Here is a 16,268-nt window from a genome sequence, read left to right as displayed (position 1 = left end):
TTTCATCTAGTTGTAAAGCCGCATCGACAGGCCGAGCGAGGCCGGCAGCGGGTTCCACCAGCCGGTGCGCAGACCGGCGGTGCGCAGGCCTGCAGCCGTCCAGGTGTTGCAGCCAACCAGCGCGTTGAAATGGCCGTTCGCCTCAAAGAAGCGGTCGAAGCGGGAATATGCGGCGTTCTCGATGACAACCGGACCGTTCGGCCCGTGCTGGAAACTCGCGTCGATGTAATCGAGCAGTGCTGCAAAACGCTGCTCATCGATGTTGAAGCCGGTGACGGCGGGATGCGGCTCTGCGATGTTCCCGGCGATATCGACATGCATGACCGAGGCGTCCAGCGTCAGCGCCTTGAGCACCGGCACCGCCTTCAGCTCAGACCAGGTCGGCGTCTCCAGATAGAAGGCGCGGCCGCCCCAGCCGAAGACGATGTAGCGCACCTCGGGAGCGTCGGCAGGGATGCCGGCATCGACCAGGAAACGAAAACGCTGGCGCACGGCATCGTCGACCGGAATGGCGATGTCGGTGTGGATCGGGTTCTTCAGCACCAGAATATGGCGCGTGCCCTCGCCCGCTGCTGATGCCGGCCAGAGCGGGCGCGGCACCAGCGTCCCGAGCGCGGCGGCAAGCGCGACCGCGACAACCAGCATGGCGAGGAAACGCAGGGCTTTTCTCATGCGGCGGCCTTGTGGTCTCCCGTCGTCATCGCCGGACCCAAATAGCAAAAAAGCCCGGCCGCATTGCGGCCGGGCTCTTTCTGGTTTGCATAAAAATGCTCAGTGCAGGATCTGCGAAAGGAAGAGTTTCGTGCGCTCATGGCGCGGGTGGTCGAAGAACTCGGCCGGCGTGTTCTGTTCCACGATCTGGCCCTGATCCATGAAGATCACCCGGTTGGCGACTTTTCGCGCAAAGCCCATCTCGTGGGTGACGCACAGCATGGTCATGCCTTCCTCGGCAAGGCCCACCATGGTCTCCAGCACTTCCTTGATCATTTCGGGATCAAGCGCCGAAGTCGGCTCATCGAACAGCATGATGCGCGGGTTCATGCACAGCGAACGGGCGATCGCCACGCGCTGCTGCTGGCCGCCCGACAGCTGGCCCGGATATTTGTTGGCCTGTTCCGGGATTTTCACGCGCTTGAGGAAATGCATGGCGATTTCCTCGGCCTGTTTCTTCGGCGTCTTGCGCACCCAGATCGGCGCCAGCGTGCAGTTCTCCAGGATGGTCAGATGCGGGAACAGGTTGAAGTGCTGGAACACCATGCCGACCTCACGGCGCACCTCGTCTATCTTCTTGAGATCGTTGGTCAGCTCCTTGCCGTCGACGATGATCTTGCCCTTCTGGTGCTCTTCCAGCCGGTTGATGCAGCGGATCATGGTCGATTTGCCGGAGCCCGAGGGGCCGCAGATGACGATGCGCTCGCCGCGCATCACCTTCAGGTTGATGTCCTTCAGCACATGGAACTCGCCATACCATTTGTGCATGCCGATGATGTCGATGGCGACATCGGTGGTCGAGATGTGCATCTTCTTGGCATCGACCTTGATCTCTTCGGCGCTGACGGCGTTTTCTATGACCATGGCAGGTTCCCCTTGTTCTTTTGTTTAGCGTTTGTGGCCGGTGTCGAGCCGGCGTTCCGTGTACATGGAATAGCGCGACATGCCGAAGCAGAACAGCCAGAAGACGAAGGCTGCGAAGATGAGACCGGACTTGGCCGTTACCGGCGTCGCCCAGTTGGGGTCGGAGAAGTTCTGCTTGACGATGCCCAGCAGGTCGAACATCGAAATGATCGAGACCAGGCTGGAGTCCTTGAACATGCCGATGAAGGTGTTGACGATGCCTGGAATGACCAGCTTCAGCGCCTGCGGCATGACGACGAAATACATCTTCTGCCAATAGCCAAGGCCGAGCGAGTCGGCGCCTTCATACTGGCCTTTCGGAATGGCCTGCAGCCCGCCGCGAACCACCTCGGCCATATAGGCGGCCGAGAACAGGGACACGCCGATCAGCGCGCGCAGGTACTTGTCGAAAGTGACGCCGGCCGGCAGGAACAGCGGCAGCATGACGCTGGCCATGAACAGCACGGTGATCAACGGCACGCCGCGTACCGCCTCGATGAAAATCACGCACAGCATCTTGACGATCGGCATCTTCGAGCGCCGGCCGAGCGCCAGCACGATGCCGAGCGGCAGTGACACGACGATCGCCACGAAGGACAAGCTAAGCGTTATCAGCAGACCGCCCCAGCGCGGTGTCTCGACGTGAGGCAATCCGAACGCCCCGCCGGAAAGCAGGAAGAAGGACACGATCGGCAAGACGACGAGCAGAAGGACCGCGTTGAGGCCCTTGCGCGGCGCCTTAGGCATCAGCATCGGCACCAGCAGCACGACCAGCAATATGCCGACCACGATCGGCCGCCAACGCTCCTCGATCGGGTAGGTGCCGAACATGATTTGGCCGAACTTGGCGTTGACGAAGGCCCAGCAGGCGCCGGACCAGCCGTCCGGCTGGATGCCGCCCTGCGCCTGCGCTGCCGTGAGACAGACCGTACGGTCAGGGCCAGTCCACTGGGCATTGATGAAAGCCCAGTTGATAATTTGCGGCACGATCAGCGCCACCAAAGCGATACCGATGATCGTCATGACAGTATCGCTGACCGAACCGATCAGGTTCTTGCGAACCCAGGCGCCCATGCCGGTTACGCCTGCTGGGGCAGGCTGCGCCAGCACCATTTCGGTGCGGACCCAAGACATATCGTGTTCTTGCATGGCCCTACCTCTCCACCAGCGCCATCTTGGCGTTGAACCAGTTCATGAAAAGCGAGGTGAGCAGGCTGATCGACAGGTAGACCGTCATCATGATCAGCACGCACTCGATCGCCTGGCCGGTTTGGTTGAGCACGGTGCCAGCGGTTGCCGTCAGATCGGGATAGCCGATGGCGATGGCCAGCGAGGAGTTCTTGGTCAGGTTGAGGTATTGGCTCGCCAGCGGCGGGATGACGATGCGCATCGCCTGCGGCACCACGACCAGGCGCAACGCCTGCCCCGACCGCAGGCCGAGCGCTGCCGAGGCCTCGCTCTGGCCCCTTGCCACGCCGCGAATGCCGGCGCGCACGATCTCGGCGATGAACGCTGCCGTATAGAAAGACAGAGCCAGATAGAGCGACAGGAACTCCGGCTTCACCACGAAGCCGCCGGTCAGGTTGAAGGTCGATTGTTTTGGAAAATCAAAGCTTAGTGGGAAGCCGGCCAGCGCGTATGCCAGCAGTGGCAGTCCGACGATCAACGCCAGCGATGTCCAGAACACGGGGAATTGCTGGCCGGTCGCCATCTGCCGCTGACGCGCCATGCGGGCGACGAACCACGCCATCGCGATGCCGACCAGAAAAGCGACGAAGATCAGCCAGGAGCCGTCGCCCCAGACAGCGCGCGGAAAGTAGACGCCGCGCTGATTTAGAAGGGAGCCGAAGGGCAGATGAATGCTTTCCTTCGGTGTCGGCAGCACGGCCAGCACGCCGGAATACCAGAAGAAGATGACCAGCAGCGGCGGGATGTTGCGAAAAACCTCGACATAGACCGTGCAGATCTTCTGGATCAGCCAGTTGTGCGACAGCCGGCCGATGCCGACAAAGAAACCGATGATGCTGGCTGTGACAATGCCGACGGCGGCGACGATCAGCGTGTTGATGATGCCGACGAGGATGGCCCGGCCATAGGTCGAATCGGACGTATAGGCGATCGCACTGTCGCTGATGTCAAAGCCGGCGCGCCCTCTCAGAAAGCCGAAGCCCGATGCGATGTGAAGTCGTGTCAAATTGTCGATGACGTTGTTGACGATCCAGTAGACGCCACCCACCAGCAGGACGACGACCACAGTCTGGAAGACAAAACTGCGGACTTTTGGATCGTTGATGAAGGAACCGCGGCTCGGCTCCTCGCGAAGAACTTCCTGCGATGCCATTTGACCGTCCCCTGGAAAGAGAAACCGGAAGGCAGAGAATCTGCCTTCCGGATCACATTTCGATCAGCGGATCGGCGGAGCGTACTGCAGGCCGCCCTTGGTCCACAGTGCGTTGATGCCGCGCGCGATCTTCAGCGGGCTGCCCGAACCGACGTTGCGTTCGAACATTTCGCCATAGTTGCCGACAGCCTTGACGATGTTGACGACCCAGTCATTGGAGACGCCGAGATCGGTACCGATCTTGGTATCTGCTTCCTGGCCGAGCACGCGCTTGATCTCAGGGCTGTCCGAGGCCTTCATCTCTTCGACATTGGCCTGGGTGATGCCCAGTTCCTCGGCCTGCAACAGCGCGAAGTAGGTCCACTTGACGATGTGGTACCACTGGTCGTCACCCTGGCGCACGGCCGGACCGAGCGGCTCCTTGGAGATGATTTCGGGCAGCACGACATGATCGGCCGGCGCGCTGAGCGTCAGGCGAATGCCGTAGAGACCCGACTGGTCGGTGGTGTAGACGTCGCAACGGCCGGCGTCATAGGCGGCGTTGACCTCTTCCAGCTTTTCGAAGACGACCGGATTGTACTCCATCTTGTTCGCCTTGAAGTAGTCGGCGAGGTTGAGCTCGGTCGTGGTGCCGCTCTGCACGCAGACCGCCGCACCCGAAAGCTGCAACGCCGAATTGACGCCCGGCAGCTTCTTGGCGTTGATCATGAAGCCTTGGCCGTCATAGTAGGTGACGCCGATGAAGTTCAGGCCAAGCGCCGTATCGCGATTGATGGTCCAGGTGGTGTTGCGCGACAGGATATCGATCTCGCCCGACTGCAGCGCTGTGAAGCGCTCCTTGGCGCTAAGCGGGGTGAACTTGACCTTGGTGCCGTCGCCGAAGACGGCAGCCGCGACAGCGCGGCAGAAATCAGCATCGATGCCTTTCCACTCACCCTTGTCATCAGGCGCCGAGAAACCGGCCAGACCAGTCGAGACACCGCACTGGATGAAGCCCTTCGCCTTGACTGTGTCGAGCGTGGTCGCCGACGCAGACGAAGCCATCCATCCAAGCGCAGCGGCGCCGAGAATGCCAATTGCAATGTGTTTCATAACCCACAGACCCTTTTCTGTTTTCAGGTAAACCCTGATCCTCAGGCAAATCCTGATCTTTTTTCCCGCGTGAACCCGGCTCCCATCCGGTGCATTCCGGAACCCCGCGTCGTAACCGACGCCCGGCCCCTCCCATTCACGAACTGCATCGAAGGCGATTATTCCTGTGAGGTCAAGGGAAATGACCGTTTCACGACAGCTTTGAAAACCAATTGCCGCGAATGCCTGAAATGCGCACAGGGACACCAGGAAATCGGCAACCCGTGCAAACAAATCAGTCAAAGAAGCAGCCGACCAAGTCCATAGCTCCCGGCAAACTCCGCCATCACTACAGCTATGCTTTGCCGGAGGCGCGAAGCGATGGTTTGGCCTATGCAAACCCCACCGCTTGGCGGGTCCACGGCTGTTGCGCGGGCTCTGCCGCCGCTTTATGGCTGATCTCCAAACATCCTTTGACAGGCGGCGAACCATGGCGACAGACGGCACCGAACTGGGCATCAACACGCGGCTTGCCCATTCGGGCAACGATCCGCACGACTATTTCGGCTTCGTCAATCCGCCGATCGTGCATGCCTCGACCGTGCTCTATCCCAATGCGGCGACGATGGCGGCGCGCAGTCAGAAATACACCTACGGCACACGCGGCACGCCGACCACCGACGCGCTGGCGCATGCGATCGATGCCCTGGAAGGCTCGGCCGGCACGATAATCGTGCCGTCGGGCCTGGCGGCGGTAACGATCCCGCTGCTGGCGTTTCTCTCGGCAGGCGACCACGTTTTGATCGTCGATTCCGTCTATCACCCGACCCGCAATTTCGCCGATACGATGCTGAAGCGGCTGGGCGTCGAGGTCGAATATTACGATCCGCATGCCGGTGCCGGCATCGCCAAGCTGATCAGGCCCAACACCAAGGTCGTGTTCACGGAATCGCCAGCCTCCAACACTTTCGAGGTGCAGGACATACCGGCCATCGCCAAGGCGGCGCACGCGGCCGGCGCCATCGTCATGATGGACAACACCTGGGCGACGCCGCTCTATTTCCGCCCGCTCGACCACGGCGTCGACATCTCGATCCATGCGGCGACGAAATATCCCGCCGGCCATTCCGACGTGCTGCTGGGTACGGTATCGGCCAATGCCGAGTGCTGGAAACAGCTTTGCGAGACGTTCTACACAATGGGCTGTTGCGCCGGTCCCGATGTCGTCTACCAGGTGCTGCGCGGCTTGCGCACCATGGGCGTGCGGCTGGATCACCACCAAAAGAGCGCGCTTGCCATTGCCAGCTGGCTGGAGAGCCAGCCCGGCGTTGCGCGCGTGCTGCACCCGGCACTGCCCAGCCATCCCGACCACGCGCTGTGGAAGCGCGATTTTTGCGGCTCGAGCGGCATCTTTTCCATCGTGCTCAAGGGCGGCGGCCAGAAACAGCAGCACGCCTTCCTCGATGCACTGAAGATCTTCGGCCTCGGCTATTCCTGGGGCGGCTATGAGAGCCTTGCCGTGCCGGTCTTCCTCGGCGACCGCACCGTCGCCAAGGGCCCCTATGACGGCCCGCTGCTCCGCCTGCAGATCGGGCTCGAGGATGTCGAGGACCTCAAGGCCGACATCCTGCGCGGACTGGCCGCTGCAGCTGCTGCGGCATGACGCAAGCATACCTGCGACGCTGATTCCGCAAACCTGCCCAACGTGTTGAAAAGGCTGGCCAGGCGGCTTTCGCAGGACGATCGGCGTCGCAAAGCCGCTCATTGCCCGATCGCGCGCAGTGTTATTTTCCCCAATGCGCGCTTTTCCGGATTGGTTTGACTTTCAAAGTCGGCAGTCCGGCCTCATTGCAGGCGCATCGAGCGCAATTCCAGCTATCCCGAGCTTGCCATGGCCTTTCGTCTCTTTGTCCCCATTCTCGCCGGCGCGACGCTGCGTGAGCGCGTCATCGCCTGTATCGGCGCGATGATCGGCATTGCGCTGACCGGAGCGATCGGCGCGCTGGTGCTCGGCAACGGCCCGCATGTGCCGCTGCTGGTGGCGCCGATGGGCGCGTCGGCGGTGCTGCTGTTCGCGGTGCCTGCGAGCCCGCTGGCGCAGCCATGGTCGATTATCGGCGGCAACACCATATCCGCGCTGATCGGCGTGATCGTTGCGCATTTCGTGCACGAGCCGGCTCTCGCCACGGGCCTGGCCGTGGCGTTGGCCATCGCCGCCATGTCGTTCACGCGCTGCCTGCATCCGCCGGGCGGAGCCGCCGCATTGACGGCCGTGCTCGGTGGTCCGGCCGTGACCGGCGCCGGCTTCCTGTTTCCCTTCGTGCCGGTGGCGCTGAACTCCATCATTCTGGTCGCACTCGGCTATGCTTTCCACAGGCTGTCGCGACGCAGCTACCCGCACCGGCCCGCCCCTGCCGCCAACAGCCACGGAACGGCCGACCCGCCGGCGGTGCAGCGCGTCGGCTTCCGGCCCGAGGATATCGATGCCGCGCTCGGCGCGCTGGACGAGACCTTCGACATCGACCGCAGCGATCTCGAATTGCTGCTGCGCCAGGTCGAGTTGCAGGCCATGGTCCGCTCGCACCGGACGTTGCTGTGCGCCGACATCATGTCGCGCGATGTGGTGTCGGTGCCTGAACAGGCCTCGCCCGACCAGGCGCGGCAGCAACTCCTCGATCACAACATCCGCACCTTGCCGGTGGTCGACGCTGAGAGAAGGCTGGTCGGCGCCGTCGGCCTGCGCGAATTGACGAGAGCCGCCGAGACGGTGAAAGGCGTGATGTCGAACGCCGGCACCGCCTCCCCCGACACACCGGCGATGAGCCTGCTTCCCGTGCTCACCGACGGGCGCAGCCACGCCGTGGTGATCATCGACAGCGAGCGGCGCATCCTCGGCCTGATCACGCAGACCGATCTTCTGGCCGCAGCGGCGCGGATACAGACGGCAGACAAGGCGCGGCCAGAGGCTGTAGGATAGATCGCTCCAGGTAGAGAAAGGTCGGGAACCTTTTGTCTGCGGCAGCATCCAATGTCCCGATCAAGCGTCTGGCCAGGGAGAGCGGTCGTGACCAGGAAGTCAGCAATTCAAACTGTCGCGGTTTCCGCGCCCGGCGACATGCAGCTTGTCCACCGCGCAATGGCGCACGAGGCGGACGCCTTCCGCGCCATCATCAAGACGCACAACCAGCGGCTCTACCGCATCGCACGCGGCGTCGTGCGCAATGACAGCGAGGCCGAGGACATTGTCCAGGAGGCCTATGTCCGAGCCTTTGCCGGCCTGGCGACGTTTCGTGGCGACGCTTCCCTGGCGACCTGGCTGTCGCGCATCGTCATCAACGAAGCGCTCGGCCGCTTGCGCAAGAGGCGGCGCACCGTGGCGATGCCTACGAGCCCAGAAGCAAAAATCATCCAGTTCCCCCTCAACCCAAGCGACGATCCGGAGCGGACGATGGCGCAGCGGCAGATCCTCAGGCTGGTCGAGCGAGCCACCGACAACCTTCCGGACGTCTATCGGACAGTGTTCATCGCCCGCGTTATCGAGGGCCTGAACATCGAGGAAACGGCTGATCTGCTTGGCGTGCGCCCCGAGACCGTCAAGACCAGATTGCACCGGGCGCGTGCCCTGGTGCGCAAGGCGCTTGATGACGAAATCGGCCCGGTGCTGCTCGATGCATTTCCCTTCGCGGGCCGGCGTTGCGAGCGATTGACCGAAGCAGTGATGAAGCGGCTCGGCTTGCAAAGCTGATCTTCGGTCTTCGCCGATTCCCAGGGAACGTTTCTTCCCCTCCCGCATCCAATACGCGTCAACCCAGATGAAGCCCGCTGCCTTCGCGGCCGGGCGAAGGAGATGCCATGATTACCCGACACATAGCCGCACTCGCCACCGTCCTGTTGATGGGCACGGCCCCGCTTGCGCAGGCTGCGGACAAGCCTACCGATCCGCAGATCGCTCATATCGCCTACACCGCAGGCGCGATCGACATCGAGGCGGCCAAGTTGGCGATCAAGATGTCAAAGACCAAGGAGATTGTCGATTTCGCCAAGGACATGGAGCGCGACCATGAGGCGGTCAACAAACAGGCGCTCGACCTGGTCAAGAAGCTCAAGGTGACGCCGGAAGACAACGCCACCAGTCAGGCGCTGAGCGCGGCAGCGAAAGAGGAGCGTGCCAAGCTCGCCAAGCTCGAAGGTGCCGCCTTCGACAAGGCCTATATCGAAAACGAGGTCGCCTACCACAAGCAGGTCAATGGCGCCCTTGCGACGCTTTTGATCCCCTCCGCCAGCAATGCTGAGCTGAAGGACCTGCTCGAAACCGGCCTCAAGATCTTCCAGGGCCACGAGCAGCATGCCGAACACGTCGCCGGCATGCTGAAATGACTATGGCTGCGCGGATATCGACACTCTCGGCCGCGCTGGTTCTTTCCGCGTCGCCGGCGATGGCGGCAACGATCGAGGTTACGATCGAGAAGCTCGTTTTCTCGCCGGCAAGCGTCGAGGCCAAGATAGGCGATACGATCGAGTGGGTGAACAAGGATGCTTTCGCCCACACCGCCACGGTGAAGGGCGGCTGGGAGGTGACGATCCCGCCCAAGTCAACGGGAAAAATGACCCTGAAAGCAGCAGGAGCAATCGACTATTTCTGCCGCTTCCATCCCAATATGAAGGGCCATCTGGATGTAGCGCAGTGAACCCATAAGGGTTGGCGGCGGAAAGATAACCGCCGCCGGCTCGCCGACAGCATCAGACCTGCTCCTGCGCAAGCAGCCAGTCGATCATCTGCGCCGCCTGTGCCGGCGGGCGGTCCGGCGCCAGGATCGACAGGCTGAGGCCGGTGGCGACGCGCCTCGGGAACGGCGCCACGAGGGAACCGGCGGCGAGCGCGCGCGACACCAGCGCCTCGTGTCCCATCAACACGCCGGCACCGTCGATGGCGGCCTGCAGGGCCATGCTGTACAGCGAAAACTCCGAGCCGGTGTCGATCGATGGCCCCTTCACGCCGGCAGCCTCGAACCACAGGCTCCAGTCGCCGGTCCAGGTGGTGTCCCAAAGCAGAAGCTGCGACGACAGATCGGTCGGCGTTTTCAGCTGCCGCGCCAGGGCCGGCGCGCAGACCGGAAAGATGACGTCGTCGCAAAGCTTGAACGCGCGGCTACCGGCCGGGGCATGCCTGGTCAGGAAGATGGCGAGGTCGAACGGTTCACGCCTGAAGTCCGGCGGCTCCTCCAGCGCATGAATGGATGGGCGAAGCGCCGGAAGGGCTGAGCGCAGCGCCGGCAGGCGCGGCGCCAGCCAAAGCTGGGCGATCGACGGCAGCGCGGCGATGCTGACCTGCGGCCTCGGCGCCGAGATGCGCAGTTCCTGAACGGCAAGGCCCATGGCGTCGAACGCCGTGGAGAAGGCCGGCAACGCCGCCCGGCCGGCCTCGGTCAGATGCAATCCCTGGGCATGGCGCGCAAACAGCGCCGAGCCCAGCCATGCCTCGAGCGCCTTGACCTGATGCGATACGGCCGCAGGCGTGACGCCGAGCTCGTCCGCAGCCTTGGCGAAGCTTTCATGACGGGCGGCCGCCTCAAAAGCCCGCAAAGCGTTGAGCGGCGGCATTCGGGGTCGAGGCGGGTTGACGGCCATCGTCCGGCTCCCAGAAGCATCGGCGACGGGTTGCCTCGACGCCGATGCAAAGTTCGATCTTATTTGAGGGCAACGGGGGTTAGCTTGCCGTTGACCTCCCGCCACTCAAATACGACGAAGCCCGGCTGCTTGATATCCCCTTTGCCGTCATAGGAAATCGAACCGAGCACGGTCGAGATGCTGGCGCCGGAATGAAGATAGTCGGAAGCGGCCTTGGGATCGTCGGCCTTGGCCTTGGCGATCGCCTCGGCGATGATCTGCGTCGCGGCATAGGCATAAAGCGTCACCGCCTCCGTGGGCACGTTCCTGGCCTTCAGGTCGGCAACCGCGTCCCTGGCCTCGGTGAAGGTGGCAGGGTCGGGAAACGATGTCATCAAGGTTCCGGCAGCGCCCGCGCCGCCAATGGCGCCGAACTCACTGTTGGAGATGCCGTCGCCGCCCATCAGGATCGTTGAGGCGCCCTGGTCATGCATCTGCCGAACGATCAGCCCAGCCTCGGTGTGCTGGCCGCCATAGTAGACGAGGTCCGCGCCCGACTGCTTGATCTTGGCGACGAGCGCGCCGTAGTCCTTCTCGCCGGGGTTGATCTCTTCGTGCAGGACTTCCTGGCCGCCGCCGGCATTGTAGGCCTTGGCCATCTCGTCGGCGAGGCCTTTGCCCGCCGTCGACTTGTCGTCGACGATCGCGATCTTTTTGTCCTTGAAGCGCTCGAGCACGAACTTCGCGGCGATGATGCCTTGCTGGTCGTCGCGGCCGCAGGCCCGGAAAGCGTTCCACAGACCGCGCTCGGTCACCATCGGGTTGGTGGCTGTCGGCGTGACGAACAGAACGCCATTCTCGGCATAGACTTCGGAAGCCGGAATGGTGACGCCGGAATTGTAGTGGCCGACGACATAATGGACGCCGTCGGCCACGAATTTGTTGGCGACGGAGACGCCCTGCTTCGGGTCGGAAACATCGTCGCCGACAGAGACTGCAAGCTTCTGGCCGAGCACGCCGCCATTGGCGTTGATGCGCTCGACCGCCGTTTCGACGCCGATGCGATACTGTTCGCCATAGGCGGCGTTCGGCCCCGACATCGGACCGGCAACACCCAGCACGATGTCCGCCCTCGCAACACCGACGGCGGCGGCCGTCATCAGGGCAGCAGTCATCATCCGCAAGATCATGCGCATTTTATTCCCCTTTGTTTTTGAGAAAGCGGGCTTTTGCCCGCGGGTTCAGGCGGTCAGTTCACGAAATGCATTTTCTGGAACCGGCGCCGGAATTGCGTGACGTCGGCTGCGACCGCTTCGCTGGCGTCGTTGCCGCGCAGCCCCCTGGCGATGAGGGCGGCCAGCTCGGGCATGTCATCCTCGGTCATGCCCCAGCGCACGATCTCCGGTGTGCCGAAGCGCAGGCCGTTCATGTCGCCCTCGACTGCGTCGATGGGCAGACCGATGCCGCAGGTCAGAATGTTGGCCCGCCGCAGTTTCTTTGCCGCCGCCTGGCCGCCGCCGAATTCGGCGGCGCGAACCGCGAACTGGTGCGAGGTCGTGTGGCCCTTGCTCGTCGAGAAGACCGGCAGGCCGCGATCCGCAAGTTCGCGCGCCAATGCCTTGGCCGTCCCCGCCATCGTGGCCGCGTAGGCCTTGCCATGGTCTTTCCAGTCCAGCAGCGTGATAGCCAGGGCGGCTGATTTGGCGGCATCGAAATTGGCGGTCATGCCGGGAAAGGCGATCCTGTCCAGCTTCTCGGCGACATCGGCATCGTTGGTCACGATCAGGCCCGAGGGCGGCCCGCCAAGGCTTTTGTAGGTGCTCATCGTCATCAGATGGGCGCCCTCTTCCAGCGGCTGCTGCCAGGCGTGTCCGGCGATCATGCCGCAGAGATGCGCCGCATCGAAGAGCACCAGCGCGCCGACCTCGTCGGCCATCGCGCGGATCTCGCGGATTGGGTGTGGCAGAAGGTTGAGGCTGCTGCCGATCGTGATCATCTTCGGCCGGATCGAGCGGGCGAGTTCGCGCAGCTTTGCGACATCGACCGTATAGCCATCGGCATCGATGGGTGCGGCATGGATGTCGAGCCCATAGAGCCCGGCGCAGCCTGCCATGTGATGCGTGACATGGCCGCCGATGGCAGGCGAAGGCACGATGATCGCGTCCCCCGGCCGTGCTGCGGCCATGAAGGCATAGAGGTTGGCGATGGCGCCGGACGGCACGCGGATCTCGGCATATTTCGCGCCAAAGATCTCAGCTGCGAGCTCGGCCGCGATGACCTCGATCTGCTCAACGCCTTCCAGCCCCATCTCATATTTGTCGCCGGGATAACCGAGCGAAGGGCGGGATCCGAGGCCGGATGACAGCGCCGCCTCGGCCTTCGGATTCATCACATTGGTTGCCGGGTTGAGATTGATGCAGTCGGCCTCATGGATCGACCGGTTGAGGGCGATGCCGTTCTCGATCGCAGCAAGCACGGCCGCACTGCCCTCCCCGCTCGTCGTCTGGGCGAGCCGCTGCGCGAAGTCGTCGCAATGCGAGGGAACCCAGGGCCTGCGAGCAAGAGCGACCATTTTTGCCTCCGATCTGCCAACCGCCGATGCCGGCATTGGATGAGCGATGGTGGCTTTGGTGGCTGGCCTGACGCAAACGAGTAGTTCTAGCGCCTAGGCTTAGAAAAATTAGGTCTATCGACGCCTCATCCCGCCTTCGATCGCGACGCAGGTGGCTTAGGAGCCCCGCCCTGCGGGGCCTGGTCGAGCCGCAGCGAACTGCGCCTTGCCTCGTCCGGCCGCGTGACATGCGTCCATGAACCGTCATAGCCGGGCCTGCGCCGTTCGATCCAGGCGTCGAGGCCTTCGCGCAAGTCGGCGGTCGGAGCCATGCGGGCGAACTGCTCGGCCTCGACCAGCAAACCTTCGGCTATGCTGTGGTTGAGGCCGCGCGCCACTGCAGTGAGGATCGCGGCAATTGCCGCAGGCGAGTGCACGACGATGCGTCGGGCGAGATCGAGCGCGGCCGGCATCAGCTCCTCATGCGGCACCACCTGGTTGACGAGGCCGAGTTCGAGGGCGCGCGGCGGCGGGAACCAATCGCCGGTCAGCAGCAGTTCGAGCGCCCGCTTGCGCCCGGCCAGTCTGGGAAGCCGCTGCGTGCCGCCGAAGGTAGGCGGCATTGCGAGGTTGATCTCAGGTTTGGCGAACAAGGCACGGTCGCTGGCGATGGCAAGCGGCACGGCTTCGGTGATCTCGCAGCCGCCGCCGAAAGCGATGCCGTTGACGGCGGCGATAATAGGCTTGCGGAACGCCTCCAGCCTTGTCGTCAGCCGCTGCCCGCGCATGACGAAATCGCGCAGCGCGACATCGGCGCCGCTGGCCACGCTGCCTGAGAATTCATGGATGTCGCCGCCGGCAGAGAAGGCGCGCTCGCCAGCTCCGGTGAGGATGATGGCGCGGATGGCATCGTCTGTCTCGATCGCATCAAGGAGCGCGAGCAAGCGATCAATCAGCGCATAGTTCAAGGCATTGAGCTTTTCGGGCCGATTGAGTGTGAGGATGGCGATCCCGTTGCGGGCCTCGGTGAGCACAAGCTCGGTCATGTCTCTTCCCTTTCCTGCGTTTGCCACCGGAAAGGATCAGGCTTTCGATTGTGTGTATATTCACTAGTCGGTATACTTGTTCCATGAGCGAAGCACCGAGCCCCACCCGCAAACGCATTGTCGATGCCGCAACGAAGCTGTTCTATGCCGAAGGGATCGGCCGTGTCAGCGTCGATGCTGTGGCTGAAAAAGCCGGGCTTACCAAGCGCACGCTCTACTATCACTTCAAGAGCAAAGATGACTTGATCGCCGCCTACCTGGACGGTCGTGACCAGCCGAACGTCAGACAGATGGGGGGCTGGTTCGAAGCGGCCGAAGGCGATGTCGAAAGTAAGGTCGAGGCCATCTTCACCAATTTGGCGCGTGTGGCTCGACATCCCAAATGGAAAGGCTGCGGCTTCCTGCGCACGGCAGCTGAGCTCGCTTCGATGCCCGGACACCCGGCGGTCAAAGCCGGGTCACGGCACAAGAAGAATTTCGAGGCATGGCTGGCCGGCGCACTCTCGGATCATGGCGTCAACGAGCCGCAAATCCTGGCGCGCGAAATCGTGCTTTTGATGGACGGCGCCTTTTCGATCATGCTGGTCCACCGCAACCCCGACTATGTCGAGGCGGCCGGACGTGCGGCGGCCATGCTGGTCCGGGCAAGGTCCCGATCAGCGACTGTCTAAAAGCCGGCCGCCAGCCAAGCCGTGCCTGCGGCAAGCGTCAGCAGCGTCAACGGCAGACCGACCCTGAAGAAGGCCGAAAAGGACAGCTGCGTACCGGCGGCACGCGCCTGTTCGGCGACGATCAGATTGGCGACCGAGCCGAGCAAGGTGAAGTTGCCGGCCAGCGTCGAACTCATCGCCACCACCAGCCAGGCGCGCTCGGGGTTTTCAAGACCGGGAATGAACGGCCTCAGCGCCAGCACCGCCGGAACATTGCTCATGACGTTGGAAAGTACAGCGGTGAAGCCTGACAGCCGCCAGACGTCTTCCAGGCCAAGGTTTTTGGCGGAAGCAATGATATCGGGCGTCAGCAGTGTTTTCTCGGCGCCGGCGACGACGATGAACAGGCCGGCGAACATGAACAGCAGCGGGCCGTCGATCTCGCGGTAGATGCGCGCCGGCTTGATGGCGCGGGTGAGCAGCAGAATGGCGCCGCCGATCAGTGCTGCCTTGGCAACCGGAACGCCGGCGAAGAAGGCGACCGCCAGGCCGACGCAGACGACCACCGCTTTCAGCACCTGCCCGGGCAGCATGCGGCCGCGATAGACTTCCGGGCTGAGTTCGGCGCTGCGCGCGAATTCGGTGCGGTAGACGATGCGCACGATGACGATGACGGCGACAAGGCCGAACAAGGCAACTGGCGCAAGTGCGGCCGAAAAGGCCGGATAGGAAATTCCCGACAGGGCGCCGATGACCATGTTCTGCGGATTGCCGGTGATGGTGGCGACGCTGCCGCAGTTGGACGCGGTGGCGGTGGCGATCAGATAGGGGATGGGATTGCGGTTGATGACGCGGGTGACGTGGACGACGATCGGCGCCATCACCAGACAGATGGCGTCGTTGACCAGGAATGCCGACAGGATGCCGGTCAGGAGCGTCACCATCACCAAAAGCATGAACGGCGCGTGCGCATGCTCGATGGCGTAGGCGCCGAGAGCACGGAAGGCCCCCGAGACCTTCAGATGCGCAACGACGATCATCATGCCGAGCAGCAGGGTTATGGTGTCGAAATTGATGGCGCGATAGGCGTCTTCCATGCTGAGCGCACCGATGGCAATCATCGCAGCGCCGCCGAGCAAGGCGATCCCTGCCCGGTCGAGACGCAGGCCCGGTATCCTGCCGATAGCGACCCCGGCATAGGTCAGGATGAGGATCAGCAATGCCGCCGCGCCCGTCAATGTCATTGGCAGACCATTCCCGTTTCAAACGAACCGACGCCGGAATGGATCGTTCCCGCTCAGGCATTTGCCGCGCAGCTTTAACGCCGCTCCAGCAAAGCGAAAGCGCCTATGACAATCCGAGCGTGAAAATCGGTGGGCAATCGCGGG

At 63.0% G+C, this 16,268-nt stretch carries 16 protein-coding genes; 6 read left to right on the top strand and 10 right to left on the bottom strand.

What is annotated here, in order from left to right:
* Positions 1-6: 6 nt before the first annotated feature.
* From AC1DYJ_RS24245 to AC1DYJ_RS24225, 5 genes are all read right to left on the bottom strand, one after another.
* Entirely contained in the window at positions 7-672 is a 666-nt protein-coding gene (locus tag AC1DYJ_RS24245; RefSeq protein WP_477282245.1) for a TIGR02117 family protein, read from the bottom strand.
* Positions 673-771: 99 nt separating this feature from the next.
* A complete protein-coding gene (locus AC1DYJ_RS24240) occupies positions 772-1,575 on the bottom strand; it encodes an amino acid ABC transporter ATP-binding protein (protein WP_023671483.1) in 804 nt (267 codons plus the stop codon).
* A 24-nt stretch (positions 1,576-1,599) separates the two neighbouring features.
* Positions 1,600-2,763, bottom strand: a complete 1,164-nt coding sequence (locus tag AC1DYJ_RS24235) for an amino acid ABC transporter permease (RefSeq protein WP_477282244.1) — start codon at positions 2,761-2,763, stop codon at positions 1,600-1,602.
* Between the two features lie 4 nt (positions 2,764-2,767).
* A complete protein-coding gene (locus AC1DYJ_RS24230) occupies positions 2,768-3,955 on the bottom strand; it encodes an amino acid ABC transporter permease (RefSeq protein ID WP_477282243.1) in 1,188 nt (395 codons plus the stop codon).
* 63 nt (positions 3,956-4,018) lie between these two features.
* Positions 4,019-5,047 carry an amino acid ABC transporter substrate-binding protein gene (locus AC1DYJ_RS24225; RefSeq protein WP_477282242.1) on the bottom strand — a complete coding sequence of 343 codons (1,029 nt, stop codon included), beginning with the start codon at positions 5,045-5,047 and terminating at the stop codon, positions 4,019-4,021.
* Between the two features lie 469 nt (positions 5,048-5,516).
* On the opposite strand from AC1DYJ_RS24225, the gene AC1DYJ_RS24220 reads away from it, so the two are divergent.
* The 5 genes from AC1DYJ_RS24220 to AC1DYJ_RS24200 all read left to right on the top strand — a co-directional run bounded on the left by AC1DYJ_RS24220 (position 5,517) and on the right by AC1DYJ_RS24200 (position 9,714).
* Positions 5,517-6,689, top strand: coding sequence for a cystathionine beta-lyase (locus AC1DYJ_RS24220; protein ID WP_477282240.1), 1,173 nt, complete (start codon positions 5,517-5,519; stop codon positions 6,687-6,689).
* A gap of 228 nt (positions 6,690-6,917) precedes the next feature.
* Positions 6,918-8,003, top strand: a complete 1,086-nt coding sequence (locus AC1DYJ_RS24215) for an HPP family protein (RefSeq protein WP_477282238.1) — start codon at positions 6,918-6,920, stop codon at positions 8,001-8,003.
* 87 nt (positions 8,004-8,090) lie between these two features.
* A complete protein-coding gene (locus AC1DYJ_RS24210) occupies positions 8,091-8,771 on the top strand; it encodes an RNA polymerase sigma factor (protein WP_477282236.1) in 681 nt (226 codons plus the stop codon).
* Between the two features lie 107 nt (positions 8,772-8,878).
* Positions 8,879-9,403, top strand: coding sequence for a DUF4142 domain-containing protein (locus AC1DYJ_RS24205; protein WP_477282235.1), 525 nt, complete (start codon positions 8,879-8,881; stop codon positions 9,401-9,403).
* A 2-nt stretch (positions 9,404-9,405) separates the two neighbouring features.
* On the top strand, positions 9,406-9,714 hold the full coding sequence (locus tag AC1DYJ_RS24200) for a cupredoxin domain-containing protein (RefSeq protein ID WP_477282233.1): 309 nt from the start codon (positions 9,406-9,408) through the stop codon (positions 9,712-9,714).
* 52 nt (positions 9,715-9,766) lie between these two features.
* On the opposite strand, the gene AC1DYJ_RS24195 is transcribed toward AC1DYJ_RS24200, so the two are convergent.
* The 4 genes from AC1DYJ_RS24195 to AC1DYJ_RS24180 form a co-directional block, all read right to left on the bottom strand.
* A complete protein-coding gene (locus AC1DYJ_RS24195; protein ID WP_477282231.1) occupies positions 9,767-10,627 on the bottom strand; it encodes a LysR substrate-binding domain-containing protein in 861 nt (286 codons plus the stop codon).
* Positions 10,628-10,713: 86 nt separating this feature from the next.
* The gene (locus AC1DYJ_RS24190) at positions 10,714-11,829 is read right to left on the bottom strand and encodes a branched-chain amino acid ABC transporter substrate-binding protein (protein ID WP_477282229.1); all 1,116 of its coding nucleotides are present in this window, start codon (positions 11,827-11,829) and stop codon (positions 10,714-10,716) included.
* Between the two features lie 53 nt (positions 11,830-11,882).
* On the bottom strand, positions 11,883-13,205 hold the full coding sequence (locus AC1DYJ_RS24185; protein ID WP_477282227.1) for an aminotransferase class I/II-fold pyridoxal phosphate-dependent enzyme: 1,323 nt from the start codon (positions 13,203-13,205) through the stop codon (positions 11,883-11,885).
* Positions 13,206-13,330: 125 nt separating this feature from the next.
* On the bottom strand, positions 13,331-14,230 hold the full coding sequence (locus AC1DYJ_RS24180; RefSeq protein ID WP_477282225.1) for a crotonase/enoyl-CoA hydratase family protein: 900 nt from the start codon (positions 14,228-14,230) through the stop codon (positions 13,331-13,333).
* An 83-nt stretch (positions 14,231-14,313) separates the two neighbouring features.
* Between AC1DYJ_RS24180 and AC1DYJ_RS24175 the strand changes: the two genes are divergently transcribed.
* Entirely contained in the window at positions 14,314-14,901 is a 588-nt protein-coding gene (locus tag AC1DYJ_RS24175; protein WP_477282223.1) for a TetR/AcrR family transcriptional regulator, read from the top strand.
* Here the strand turns inward: AC1DYJ_RS24175 and AC1DYJ_RS24170 are convergent.
* The gene (locus tag AC1DYJ_RS24170; protein WP_477282221.1) at positions 14,898-16,124 is read right to left on the bottom strand and encodes an anion transporter; all 1,227 of its coding nucleotides are present in this window, start codon (positions 16,122-16,124) and stop codon (positions 14,898-14,900) included. The genes AC1DYJ_RS24175 and AC1DYJ_RS24170 overlap by 4 nt on opposite strands.
* Positions 16,125-16,268 lie beyond the last annotated feature (144 nt).

The sequence above is a fragment of the Mesorhizobium sp. P2_B11 genome (assembly GCF_056404855.1).
The sequence above is the reverse complement of the archived record's forward strand: the minus strand, read 5'-3'. Positions and strand labels throughout refer to the sequence as shown.